This window comes from Streptomyces sp. NBC_00259, from assembly GCF_036181745.1.
In the GTDB taxonomy this organism is placed as follows: domain Bacteria; phylum Actinomycetota; class Actinomycetes; order Streptomycetales; family Streptomycetaceae; genus Streptomyces; species Streptomyces pratisoli.
Genome location: NZ_CP108080.1, coordinates 2,415,781 through 2,427,138 on the forward strand (window position 1 = coordinate 2,415,781; position 11,358 = coordinate 2,427,138).

Genomic DNA, 11,358 nt, shown 5'->3' on the forward strand with positions numbered 1-11,358 from the left:
ATGGCCACCACACGTACGGACCCGCTGACCCTCGAGGTCGTCGATCTCATCGGCACCGTCGTGGCGCGCTACCACGACGAGTACGAGGAGGTCGCCGCGCGGTACGGCCTCACCGGGGCGCAGGCCAGGGTGCTCGGGCTGCTCTCCCTGGAGCCCACGGCCATGCGCCGGATCGCCCAGAAGCTGAAGTGCGAGCCGTCGAACGTGACGGGGATCATCGACCGCCTGGAGGCCCGCGGCCTCGTCGAACGGCGCCCCGATCCGGACGATCGCCGCGTGAAGATAGCCGCGGCGACGGAGAAGGGCCGCGACACGGCACGGCAGCTGCGGGACTCGCTGCGCTTCGCGCGCGAGCCGCTGGCGGAACTGTCCGCGCAGGAGCGGGGAGTACTGCGGGATCTGCTGAAGCGCATGCTGGGCGAGTCCCCGGACTAGGCCGGAGCCCCGGACCAGGGCGAGTCTCCGGACCAGGGCGCGTCTCCGGACCAGGCCGGATCTCCGGACCGGGCCGTGTCCGTGTCCGCGCCTGCGCCTGCGCCTGCGCCTACAAGCAGAAGATGAACCAGCAGTCTTCCGTCTCGGACGGCGTGGGCGTCGGCTGCGGCGGCGGGGGCGGCTGCTGGGACGGCGACTGCGAGGGCTGCTGCGACGGACCGCCCGACGCGGACGGGGAACTGCCGTCGCGCGGATCGGGCGCGGACGACGACTCGGACGGCTCCGCCTGCGACGACGACGGGGCGGCCGTCGGCCGCGTACTGATCTGCCCGACGGCCGTCCTGGTGGGCCTGGCCGTCGCCGACGACGTCGTGGGCGGCTCCTCCACCGCGCTCGGCCCGGGCGGCGGCTCCGCGCTGCCGGTCGGCTCGGGTATGTCGTCGACCGCGAGCGACTCCTCCTCGCGGACCTCGACGGACGTGTCGTCACCGCCCGACGACTCCTGCGCCAGCTCGGCGAGGCTCAGCGCACCCGCCGCGAGCGCCAGCCCGACGGTCCCTATCAGCAGCTTCCGGCCGCGCCTGCGGCGCGCCCTGCGGGTTCCGGCGGACTTGCGGGCGGCCCGGCGGCCGGACGTGGACGCACGTCGATGTCCGGCGGGCGGCCGGTCCTCGTCACCGTACGCACCGCCGAGTTCGATGACGACGTCGTCCTCCCGCGCAGCGGCGGGGTTGCGGTGCCGTAGCTCCTCGACAGGAGTACCGCACCCGGCGCACGCCAAAGCCCCGTTGAGGTGTCGACGGCACTGGTGGCAGTAATCCATGGCGCCCGCAGCGTATGCAGCGATCGGACAACAGAGATAGCCGCGCCTGTGAGGATCCTGTGTGGAAACGACATCTTTACGGCACGGCGGCTGGCCATCGTGTCCTCACGGACCGGGCCATACGGGCACGATGAGGGCATGAACACCTTCGGGCCGCGCGAGTTCCAGCTCGTCCTGCTCCGCCGGATGGCCGACCACCAGCCCGGGCTCGTCGAGCGGGCCCGCCATGAGCTGGGCGCCTCGGTCGCCGACATGCGGGAGGCGAACCGCCGCTGGCAGGCGATGGTGCGCTCGCCACGCGCCCGCGGCTCGCTGGCCCGGTACCGCTCCGTGCTGGGCGAGCCCGAGTCCACGGCCCGCCGCCGGATCGGCGACCTGGAGTGCGACGCGCTGCTGTGGCCCGTACCGCTCTGGCCGGATCTGCGGTTCGAGGTGCTGGCGGCGCCGGGCGGGGCGGTGTGGAACGAGTGGCTCGTACGGGCACCGGGGGCGGCCGGCCCCGAGCTGCGCACGGAGGAGGATCTGCGTCCCTGGTCCTGCACGGTCGACGAGGTCGCGAAGTCCTTCGCCCCGGTACGGCCGATGGAGGGCACGGCCCCGACGCGATGGCGGCTCGCGTTCACCCTGCCCGGCGGCCGGCCGTGCGTCGCCGAATTCACCTGGGGCCTGCTCCAACGCCTCATGTGACGCCCGACGGGATCCGACGCCACGCCTGCCGTGCCGCCTGATGTGACGTCAGGTACGTCCCTCCCGCGCACCCCCGACCGGCTCAGCTCAGCGCGCGCCCCGCGCCGGGCGATCGCAGGATGCGAAGAAGAACCGCTCTCGGGAGGATCCGCTGTGACCGTCAGTCTTGAGCAGTTGCGCCGCTGCCATGTCGCCGTGGATCTGGGTGCCGCGCGGACCCGGGTCTATGTGAAGGGAGCCGGGCTCGTCGTCGACCAGCCGAGCGTGGTCGCGGTCAACACCCGTAACGGCTCTCTCATCGCCGTCGGCGAGTTCGCCGAGAAGATGACCGGCCGGACACCCGACTACATCCGGGTCATGCGCCCCGTCTCCGGCGGCACCGTCGTCGACATCGACATGGCCCAGCGCATGCTGCGGCACCTGCTCGGCGAGAAGCTCCGCCGCCAGCTGCGCCGCAAACCGCGGCTGCGCGCCGCCGCCTGCACCCCGCACGAGGCCGATCCGCTCGCGCAGCGCGCGGCCGTGGAGACCCTGGTCGGGCTCGGCGCCCGGCGCGTGGAGCTGGTGGACACGCTGATCGCCGGGGCCGTCGGCTGCGGGCTTCCGGTGGAGCAGCCCACCGCCACCATGATCATGATGTGCGGCGCGGCCACCACGCAGGTCGCCGTGCTCTCCCTCGGTTCGATCGTCACCGCCACGCGGATCCCCATCGGCGGCGAAGCCGTCGACCACGCGGTCATCCAGCATCTGCGCCACCAGCACGAACTGATGCTGCCCAGCCAGTCCGTACGCCCTCTCCAGCTCGCCCTCAGCGGAAACGGTCTCACCGCCCAGGGTCCCACCTCCACCGAGATCCACGGCCGGGACGTGGCCACCGGGCTGGCGCGGTCCGTGAAGGTCGACACCGCGGCCGTGCGCGACGCCATCCACACCCCGCTGACCGCGGTGCTCGACGGCATCGGGAGGATCCTGCGCGAGTGCCCGCCGGATCTCGTCGCCGATCTCGCCGACCGCGGGATCATGATGGTCGGCGGCAGCGCGCTGCTGCCGGGATTCGACCAGATGCTGCGCGACGCGACCGGGATGCCGGTGCACATCGCGGAGCGGCCCGACGTGTGCGCGGTGCTCGGGCTCGGGGAGATGCTGGAGGGCCGGGTCCATTCGATGGTCCTCGATCCGCTGACCGCCTGAGGATGCCGCCCGCCCAGAGCCCGCCGGCACCGGGAGACACCCCGGACGGCCCGCCGCAACCGGGAAGCACGCCCGGCGGCGGCCCGCCCGGGCGGGCACCACGGCACGCCGTGGCCACGAATCTGCCGGCGCTGCTGGAGGCGGTGCTCGGCGTCGGCACCGACCTCGAACTGCGCGGCACGCTCCAGCACCTCGTGGACTCGGCGACCGAACTGACCGGCGCACGGTACGGGGCGCTCGGCGTCGTCGACCCGGAACGCGGCGACATCACCGAACTGTTCACCTGCGGGCTGAGCGACGCCGAGCGGGAGCGGATCGGCCGGCTCCCGGACGGACACGCCGGACTCATCGGCGCGCTCATCGACGATCCGCGGCCGCTGCGCCTCGACGACATCACCGAGGACCCCCGCTCGTCCGGAGTGCCGAAGGAGCACCCGCCGATGCGCACCTTCCTCGGCGTACCGATCCGTGTGCACACCGAGGTGTTCGGCAACCTCTACCTCGCCGAGAAGCGCGGCGGCACCTTCACCGAGGACGATCTCGCGCTGCTGCGGATCCTCGGCACGCAGGCCGGCATCGCCATCGGCAACGCCCGGCTGTACGCCACGGCCCGCCAGCGGGAACGCTGGATCGAGGGCGCCGCGGCCGTCACCACCGCGCTGCTCACCGGCGAGACCGCGGCGGACGCGCTGATGACCGTCGCCGAGCGGGCCCGGGTCCTCGCCGACGCCTCCGCCGGGGTCGTCCTGCAGCCCACGGAGACCGGCGGCATGGAGATCGTCGCGGCGTCCACCCATGACGACCCGGGCGATCTGATCGGCACGACCATCGAGCCCGGCTCGACCGTGCTCGTCCAACTCCTCGGCGGGGAGCCGGTCTTCGTCGAGGATTCCGCGACCGACCCGCGCATGACGACGCGCGTACGGCACCGCTTCGGGCCGTCGATGATGCTGCCGCTGCAGAGCGGCGGCCGGCTCATCGGCACGCTCGCGCTGCCGAGGAAACGCGGCGACCGGCCGTACACGGCGGCGGAACGGCTGCTGGCCTCGCAGTTCGCCTCCCAGGCGGCACTCGCGCTGGTCCTCGCGGACGCCCAGCACGACCGCGAACAGCTCGCGGTGTACGAGGACCGCGACCGTATCGCCCGCGACCTGCACGATCTCGTGGTCCAGCGGCTCTTCGCCACGGAGATGATGCTGGAGTCGACACGGCGGCGGACGGCGGCCTCGTCCGAGGAGGACGAGCTGCTCGGGCGGGCGGTGGACGAGCTGGACTCCACGATCCAGGAGGTCCGCACCGCGATCTTCGCCCTCCAGCAGCCGCCGGCGAGCGCGCCGACGTCGTTCCGCGGGCGGGTGCTGCGGGAGACGGGCGGGGCGGCGGCGGTGCTCGGCTTCCAGCCGTCGGTGCACTTCACCGGGCCGGTGGACGAGCTGGTGGACGAGGAGCGGGCCGGGCGGCTCCTCGGGGCGCTGCGCGGTGCGCTCGCCGCGGCACACCGGCGGTCCGGGCTCACCGCCGTCGACGTCGAGATCGACGCGACGGCGGTCCTCCCGGACGGACGCGCCGGCCTGCGGCTCACCGTCACGGACGACGCCACGTCGGACGACGGCGCGCCGGGGACGACGCTGGTCTGGCAGACGCCGCGCTGAGGGACACGCCGAGCCGACGGACGCACCGAGCCGACGAACCCACTGAGCCCACGAACGCACCGAGCCGACGACCCCACCGAGGAACGCGCCCGCCCTCCCGGCAACGGCACAGGAGCGCGGAAATTCGGTCGCGGGGCACGCGGGGCGCCGTCGAGAGTGGGCGCCATGAGTGAGATGTGGACGACCGCGGTCGCCGGCGCGGCCGCCGGGCTGGGTGTGGCGATGCCCCTGGGGGCGATGGGCGTTCTGCTGCTGCAGGAAGGGATGCGGGACCGCCGCAACGCCGTCGCCGCGGCCGCCGCCGTGGCCGTCGTCGATCTCGCGTACGCGGCGGTCGCCACGGCCCTCGGGCCGCTGGTCGCGTCCGCGCTCTCGGGGGTCGAGGCGTGGGTACGACTGGTGTCGGCGGTGATCCTGATGGTGATCGCGGTACGGGGGCTCTGGGCCTCACGGCACATGGACGACGGCCTCGCGGCGGCCGAGGCCCACGACCAGGGCGGGACCGGGGACATGGTCGGGGCCGGGCGGACGTTCACGAGGTTCGCCGCGCTGACCCTCGTCAACCCGACGACCGCGCTGTACTTCGCGGCCCTGACCACCGCGCAGGGCGGCGCGCTCAGCGGCGGCGGCGCCGGAGTCGTGTTCGTCGCCGGGGTGTTCGTCGCCTCGCTCGCATGGCAGCAGCTGCTCGTCGCCGCCGGCGGATTCACCGGGGCCCGGATCGGGGCGCGGGCGCGGGCATGGACCTTCCGCGCCGGTTACGGCCTGGTGGCCGTGTACGCGGTGAAGGTGGCCCTGCCGCTGCCGTGAACGAACGGGGCGAAGCGACGACGGCGCTACCCCGTACGGCCCCGCACCGCGCGCCCCCGCGAGAGCGTGACTTTTGACTGGGCTCGTGGACCCCGCCGAGAAGCCCTCCCCCACCGCGTACGTCGATCTCGTCCTGGCCACGGTCGGCTTCGCCCTCACCTTCTGGGCGTGGAATCTGATCGCTCCGCTGGGTGGCGTCTACAAGGACCGGCTCGGGCTCAGCTCCTTCGAGCAGTCGCTGCTCGTGGCGGTGCCGGTGCTCGTGGGTTCGCTCGGCCGGATCCCGGTGGGCGCGCTCACCGACCGCTACGGCGCCCGGCTGATGTTCCCGCTGGTGTCGGCGCTGACGATTGTGCCCGTACTGCTGCTGATCCCGGCGAAGCACTCGTACGGCGCGATGCTGGCGGTGGGCTTTCTGCTCGGCCTCGGCGGTACGACGTTCGCGATCGGGGTTCCGCTGGTCAACTCCTGGTTCCCGCCCGCCCACCGGGGCTTCGCCATCGGTGTGTTCGGCATGGGCATGGGCGGCGTCGCGCTCTCGGGATACCTCACCCCGCGCATGGCCAAGCACAGCGAGAACCTGCCGTTCTACGTCGTGGCGATCGCGCTCGCCGTGTACGCGGTGATCGCGGCGGTGCTGCTCAGGGACCGCCCGGACCGGCCGGTGCCGACGGCCTCGCCGGCGCACCGGCTCGCGCTCGCCGGGCGGCTGCGGGTGACCTGGGAGCTGTCCGCGCTGTACGCGATCGGCTTCGGCGGGATCGTGGCGTTCGGGGTGTACCTGCCGACGTATCTGAAGACCTGGTACGAGCTCTCCCCGACGGACGCGGGCACGAAGGCGGCCGGGTTCGCGCTGCTGACGGTGATCTTCCGGCCCATCGGCGGCTGGCTGTCGGACCGTGTCCACCCGGCCCTGGTGACGTCGGCGGCGCTGGGGTTCGTGGCGCTCTGGGCCATCGTCCAGGCCTTCGATCCACCCCTCGTTCCGGGCGGCACGCTCGCGCTGCTGTGCATGGCCGCCGGTCTCGGCACCGCGAGCGGCAGCGTCTTCGCCCTCGTCGCGCAGGTGACGCCGCAGCCGCAGGTGGGCAGTGTGACCGGGATCGTCGGCGCGGCGGGCGGGCTCGGCGGCTTCGTGCCACCGCTCGTGATGGGCGCGGTCTACAGCACGAAGGACTCGTACTCGATCGGCTTCATGCTGCTGTCGGACCTGGCGCTGGCGGGATGTGTGTACGCGTACGGACGGATGCGGAACATCCGCGCGGGCGGGGAGCCGGCGGGTCGGCCCCCGGCGCCGGCGAAGGTGTGAGACGGGCTCCAGGTCGCTACGCCTGGCCCCGGAGGTACGCCTCTGGCTGCGGAGTGCGCCCGGCCGCTGAGGTGCGCCTAGCTGCGGAGGAAGGCCCGTACGCCCTGTGACACGGCCTCGTCGCCGAGGAGTGCGTTGTGGTCGAGGCACCCGGCGGCGTTGTTGGCGGCGCCGGTCAGCGGCACGCTGCTGTCGGGGTTGATCATTTCGTCGCAGCTGGACCACCACGTCGCGTAGCGCACCTCGCCCGGTGTCTCGTCGCCCGACGCCAGATGGCTCTGGACGTACGAGCCGGGGGTCATGTCACGGCAGGCCTGGTCCCACGCCGCGCACGCCCAGGCGACGGAGGTGCCGTGGTTGGGACCGCCGAGGGAGACCCAGCGGCCGACGGTCCCGGTGCCGCCGCCGAACTTCACGTACCAGCGGGTGACGAGGCTGCCGAAGGAGTGCGCGACGACGTCGACGCGCTCGGCTCCGGTCTGCCCGCGGACGTCCTCGACGTAGGAGGCGAAGCTTCCGGAGAGGGTCTCGTTGACGGACCGGTGGGTGTCGTAGCCCCAGGAGAACAACTCGGAGTCGGTGTAGCCGTCGGCCTTGAGGTCCTCGCGGAGGCTGCCCCAGACGCCCGGGTCGGCGTTGTAGCCGTGGACGAGGATCACGGGGTTGCTGGCCTGGGCCCGGACCTCGGCCTTCGCCCGGGCCTGGGCCTGGGCTTGGGCCTGGGCAACGAGGAGCGAGGTCAGGACGACGACGAGCATGATCAGCCTTGCGCGCGTGACGGCCACGGCATCCCCCTCCGACAGGCATCCGGGAGAATGGTGAGGTCTGTGGGCATGGATGAACAGCTCTGTGCGCAGGGGACTTGGGGAAGCTTGGGACAACGCGAGGAAACCTGAGGAAACCTACGGACGTCCGAGAACACCCGCGTACGCCCAGGACACCGGCGAACACCTGAGGAGGACGACGAGTGAGTGCGCTGTTCCCGGCTCTGGCCGCGGGCCACGAGGCTTCCGGCCGGCCCGCGCTGCGCTTCGGCGACCGTGCCCTGACGTACGGCGAGCTGGTCTCGGCCGCCGGGGCCCTGGCCGAGCGGATCGCCGGTGCGGAGCGGGTCGCGGTCTGGGCCGCGCCCACGCCGGAGACGGCCGTCGGTGTGGTCGCCGCGCTGCTCGCGGGCGTGCCCGCCGTACCGCTCAATCCGCTCACGGGCGAGCGGGAGCTGGCGCACATCGTCGGGGACAGCTCGCCGGACCTGGTGCTGGCGGGGCCGGGGGACCAACTGCCGTCGGCGCTGGACGCCTTGCGGCGGATCGACGTCCCGCTGTCCGGGCGGTCCGGGCCGAGGGCGGCCCTCCCGCCGGAGCCCGGGCCCGATTCGCCCGCGCTGATCGTCTACACCTCGGGGACGACCGGCCCGCCGAAGGGCGCGGTGCTGCCGCGGCGGGCGATCGCGTCGACGCTGGACGCGCTCGCGGACGTGTGGGCGTGGACCGGGGACGACGTCCTCGTCCACGCACTGCCGCTGTTCCATGTGCACGGGCTGATCCTGGGGATCCTCGGGCCGCTGCGGCGGGGCGGTGCGGTGCGGCACCTGGGGCGGTTCTCGGCGCAGGGCGTGGCACGGGAGCTGGCGTCCGGGGGGACGATGCTGTTCGGGGTGCCGACGATGTACCACCGGCTGGCGGAGGCGGTGGAGGGCGACCCGGAGCTGAGGAAGGCGCTGACGGGCGCGCGGCTGCTGGTGTCGGGCTCGGCGGCGCTGCCGGTCCACGACCACGAGCGGCTGTTCGCGGCGACGGGCCGCCGGATCGTGGAGCGGTACGGGATGACGGAGACCCTGATGCTGTGCTCGCTGGGGGTCGTTCCCCAGGCCCCCGGCAGTGTGCGGGTGGACGGGGAGCCGCGGCCCGGGTCGGTGGGGCTGCCGCTGCCGGGCGTCGAGCTGCGGCTGGTGGACGAGGACGGGACCGTGATCGGGACCGGGACCGGGGCCGGGGCCGGGGCCGGGGACCGGGACGAGGAGGCGGTCGGCGAGATCCAGGTGCGGGGGCCGAACCTCTTCACGGAGTATCTGAACCGGCCGGACGCGACGGCGGCGGCCTTCGACGGGAGCTGGTTCCGTACGGGCGACATGGCGGTCCGGGACCCGGACGGGTACGTACGGATCGTGGGACGCAAGGCGACCGATCTGATCAAGAGCGGCGGCTACAAGATCGGCGCGGGCGAGATCGAGAACGCGCTGCTGGAGCACCCGGGGGTGCGGGAGGCGGCCGTCACCGGCGAGCCGGACGACGACCTGGGCGAGCGGGTGGTCGCGTGGGTCGTGCCGGCGGACCCGGCGCGCCCGCCGTCCGCGGGCGAGCTGGCCGACCACGTGGCCCACCAGCTCGCCCCGCACAAACGCCCCCGCACGGTCCGCTACCTCGACGCGCTGCCCCGCAACGACATGGGCAAGATCATGAAGCGGGCGCTCTCCGATGGCTGACGGCCTGACGGCCCGCGCGGCGATCGCCCTGGTCGCGACCCACTTCGAGGAGGCGCCCCGGCACCCCGCCGTCGGCGTCGGTGTCGGTGTCGGTGTCGGTGTCGGTGTCGGTGTCGGTGTCGGCGAGTCCGGGGACGGGCCGCTGGACTGGGCGGGGTACGGGGAGTCCCGGGCGCGGGCGGTGGGGCGGACCGGGGAGGAGGAGTCCGTCGTGTGGGGGGCGGCGGAGATCGGCGGGGTGCGGGCCGTGCTGGTCTCGTTCGAGTTCCGGTTCCTCGGTGGATCGTTGGGCCGGCGGACGGGCGACCTGCTGGAGGCGGCGTACGCGTACGCCCGCACCGAGCGGCTGCCGATGGTGTCGCTGATCGCGACGGGCGGCAGCAGGATGCAGGAGGGCATGGTCGCCCTCGGCCAGCTCCAGCGCGTGGCCCGCGCCTCGGCGCTGACCCGCGCGGCCGGGCTGCCGCAGCTCGCGGTCCTGCGCGATCCGGCGACGGGCGGCGGCTGGGCCACGCTCGGCGCGGGCGCGGACGTCGTCCTCGCGCTCCCGGGCGCGCAGATCGGTTTCGCCGGCTCCCGGGTGCGCCCGCCGGACGCGGACCCGTCGGCGTACACGGCCGAGGGCCAGCTGGCCGCGGGCCACATCGACGCGATCGTCCGCCCCGGTGACCTGCGCTCCACGCTGTCGCGTTGGCTGACCCTGCTGACGCGGGGCGGTGCGGAGCCCGCGCCGCCTCCCCGCGCACTCGACGGTGTCGGCACCGCGGCCACCGGATGGGAGGCCGTGCAGCGGGCGCGAGCCGCCGGCAGACCCCGCGCGGGGGCGTATCTCGACGCGTACTTCGATGAGCGCCTGGAGATCCACGGCGACCGGTGCGGCGGCACCGACCCCGGGGTGACGTGCGGGTTCGGCCTGCGGGAGGGGCGCGCGGTCGCCTACGCGGCGCAGCTCGGGACGGCGACCCGGCCCGCGGGCTACCGGACCGCCGCCCGTCTGATCCGGCTCGCGGACCGGCTCGGGGTTCCCGTGCTCACGCTCGTGGACACGCCCGGCGCCGCGAACGACGCCGACGCCGAGCGGGCCGGCGCGGGCGCGGCCATCGCCGACGTGTTCGCGGCGATGGCGTCGGTCCGGGTTCCGGTCACGACCCTCGTCATCGGCGAGGGCGGCTCGGGCGGAGCCCTGGCGCTGGCGGCCCCGGGCAACACCTGGGTCACCCCGGACAGTTACTTCTCCGTCATCGCGCCGGAGCTCGCGGCGGCCATCCTCAAACGCGCGCCCGCCGACGCTCCCGCGACCGCGGACCAGCTCCGGCTGCGCCCCGAGGAACTGGTGGAGCTGGGGGTCGTACGGGGGATCGTGACCCGGCGGGCATGACCGGTGGGAGGGACCGCGCCGTGGCCATGAGGTCCGTCACAGCGACTTAGGCAACCCTTCCCTGTCGCCCGGACCCTCTGGTACACGTGGCAGTCCCCCGCACGCACCACCGGAAGTCTCGCCCCATGGACCAGGACCCTTCCCCCGGCCTCATACCCTTCACGATCGACCTGACCTTCGAGGAGGCCAGGCGGCGCGCCGAGGTCGTGACCGCGCTCGGTCCCGACTGGGACCCGGTGGCGGCCCTGGAGGGCGAGGAGGCGGCGTACGCGCTGCTCTACTCGGGACTCGACGCCGACCAGCAGCGCACGTACGACATGCTCGTCGCCGCCGGGGTCCTGCCGGGAGGGGAGCCGGGCCGTGCGGCTGCCCATTGACCCGCAGGCGGACATCGCCCGCCGCGCCTGGTTGCCCTGCCCCGGCTGTGACGACGCCCGCGACTGCGCCACCTGCACCGACCGGCGCAACTGCACCGAGCACTGGCGCTATCTGATCTCCAACAAGGGCGCGGTCGTCCATCTCCAGTGTCCCGGCTGCACCCACATGTGGTCGGTCGACACCCGCGCCTCGCGACCCTGAACGATCCTG

12 protein-coding genes are annotated in these 11,358 nt (G+C 73.8%); 10 read left to right on the top strand and 2 right to left on the bottom strand.

Annotation, left to right across the window (positions count from 1 at the left end):
- Positions 1 to 435 carry a MarR family winged helix-turn-helix transcriptional regulator gene (locus tag OG766_RS10870; RefSeq protein ID WP_266374396.1) on the top strand — a complete coding sequence of 145 codons (435 nt, stop codon included), beginning with the start codon at positions 1 to 3 and terminating at the stop codon, positions 433 to 435.
- A gap of 109 nt (positions 436 to 544) precedes the next feature.
- On the opposite strand, the gene OG766_RS10875 is transcribed toward OG766_RS10870, so the two are convergent.
- Entirely contained in the window at positions 545 to 1,258 is a 714-nt protein-coding gene (locus tag OG766_RS10875; protein WP_266374395.1) for an SCO2400 family protein, read from the bottom strand.
- Between the two features lie 138 nt (positions 1,259 to 1,396).
- Between OG766_RS10875 and OG766_RS10880 the strand changes: the two genes are divergently transcribed.
- The 5 genes from OG766_RS10880 (at position 1,397) to OG766_RS10900 (ending at position 6,907) form a co-directional block, all read left to right on the top strand.
- Positions 1,397 to 1,945 carry a hypothetical protein gene (locus OG766_RS10880; protein WP_266374394.1) on the top strand — a complete coding sequence of 183 codons (549 nt, stop codon included), beginning with the start codon at positions 1,397 to 1,399 and terminating at the stop codon, positions 1,943 to 1,945.
- Between the two features lie 153 nt (positions 1,946 to 2,098).
- Positions 2,099 to 3,136: a rod shape-determining protein gene (locus tag OG766_RS10885; protein ID WP_328725167.1), complete on the top strand. Its 1,038-nt coding sequence runs from the start codon at positions 2,099 to 2,101 to the stop codon at positions 3,134 to 3,136.
- A gap of 2 nt (positions 3,137 to 3,138) precedes the next feature.
- Positions 3,139 to 4,788 carry a GAF domain-containing sensor histidine kinase gene (locus OG766_RS10890; protein WP_443045474.1) on the top strand — a complete coding sequence of 550 codons (1,650 nt, stop codon included), beginning with the start codon at positions 3,139 to 3,141 and terminating at the stop codon, positions 4,786 to 4,788.
- A gap of 165 nt (positions 4,789 to 4,953) precedes the next feature.
- On the top strand, positions 4,954 to 5,598 hold the full coding sequence (locus OG766_RS10895; protein WP_266374390.1) for a hypothetical protein: 645 nt from the start codon (positions 4,954 to 4,956) through the stop codon (positions 5,596 to 5,598).
- An 85-nt stretch (positions 5,599 to 5,683) separates the two neighbouring features.
- Entirely contained in the window at positions 5,684 to 6,907 is a 1,224-nt protein-coding gene (locus OG766_RS10900) for a nitrate/nitrite transporter (RefSeq protein ID WP_328725169.1), read from the top strand.
- A gap of 77 nt (positions 6,908 to 6,984) precedes the next feature.
- On the opposite strand, the gene OG766_RS10905 is transcribed toward OG766_RS10900, so the two are convergent.
- Positions 6,985 to 7,665: an esterase/lipase family protein gene (locus OG766_RS10905; protein ID WP_443045601.1), complete on the bottom strand. Its 681-nt coding sequence runs from the start codon at positions 7,663 to 7,665 to the stop codon at positions 6,985 to 6,987.
- Positions 7,666 to 7,874: 209 nt separating this feature from the next.
- On the opposite strand from OG766_RS10905, the gene OG766_RS10910 reads away from it, so the two are divergent.
- From OG766_RS10910 to OG766_RS10925, 4 genes are all read left to right on the top strand, one after another.
- Complete coding sequence (locus OG766_RS10910; RefSeq protein WP_328725171.1) at positions 7,875 to 9,392, top strand: acyl-CoA synthetase; 1,518 nt, start codon at positions 7,875 to 7,877, stop codon at positions 9,390 to 9,392.
- Positions 9,385 to 10,770, top strand: coding sequence for a carboxyl transferase domain-containing protein (locus tag OG766_RS10915; protein ID WP_328725172.1), 1,386 nt, complete (start codon positions 9,385 to 9,387; stop codon positions 10,768 to 10,770). Before OG766_RS10910 ends, OG766_RS10915 begins: the two co-directional genes overlap by 8 nt.
- 125 nt (positions 10,771 to 10,895) lie before the next feature.
- Positions 10,896 to 11,147 (top strand): DUF6400 family protein, encoded by a 252-nt coding sequence (locus OG766_RS10920; protein WP_266374384.1) that lies wholly within the window; start codon positions 10,896 to 10,898, stop codon positions 11,145 to 11,147.
- Positions 11,131 to 11,349 carry a hypothetical protein gene (locus OG766_RS10925; protein WP_266374383.1) on the top strand — a complete coding sequence of 73 codons (219 nt, stop codon included), beginning with the start codon at positions 11,131 to 11,133 and terminating at the stop codon, positions 11,347 to 11,349. Before OG766_RS10920 ends, OG766_RS10925 begins: the two co-directional genes overlap by 17 nt.
- Positions 11,350 to 11,358: the final 9 nt, after the last annotated feature.

Excerpts from the sequence above, each read along its gene's own strand:
- OG766_RS10890 (WP_443045474.1), top strand. The coding sequence starts at position 3,139 with ATGCCGCCCGCCCAGAGCCCGCCGGCACCGGGAGACACCCCGGACGGC.
- OG766_RS10905 (WP_443045601.1), bottom strand. The coding sequence starts at position 7,665 with ATGCTCGTCGTCGTCCTGACCTCGCTCCTCGTTGCCCAGGCCCAAGCC.
- OG766_RS10870 (WP_266374396.1), top strand. The coding sequence starts at position 1 with ATGGCCACCACACGTACGGACCCGCTGACCCTCGAGGTCGTCGATCTC.
- OG766_RS10875 (WP_266374395.1), bottom strand. The coding sequence starts at position 1,258 with ATGGATTACTGCCACCAGTGCCGTCGACACCTCAACGGGGCTTTGGCG.
- OG766_RS10915 (WP_328725172.1), top strand. The coding sequence starts at position 9,385 with ATGGCTGACGGCCTGACGGCCCGCGCGGCGATCGCCCTGGTCGCGACC.
- OG766_RS10880 (WP_266374394.1), top strand. The coding sequence starts at position 1,397 with ATGAACACCTTCGGGCCGCGCGAGTTCCAGCTCGTCCTGCTCCGCCGG.
- OG766_RS10895 (WP_266374390.1), top strand. The coding sequence starts at position 4,954 with ATGAGTGAGATGTGGACGACCGCGGTCGCCGGCGCGGCCGCCGGGCTG.
- OG766_RS10920 (WP_266374384.1), top strand. The coding sequence starts at position 10,896 with ATGGACCAGGACCCTTCCCCCGGCCTCATACCCTTCACGATCGACCTG.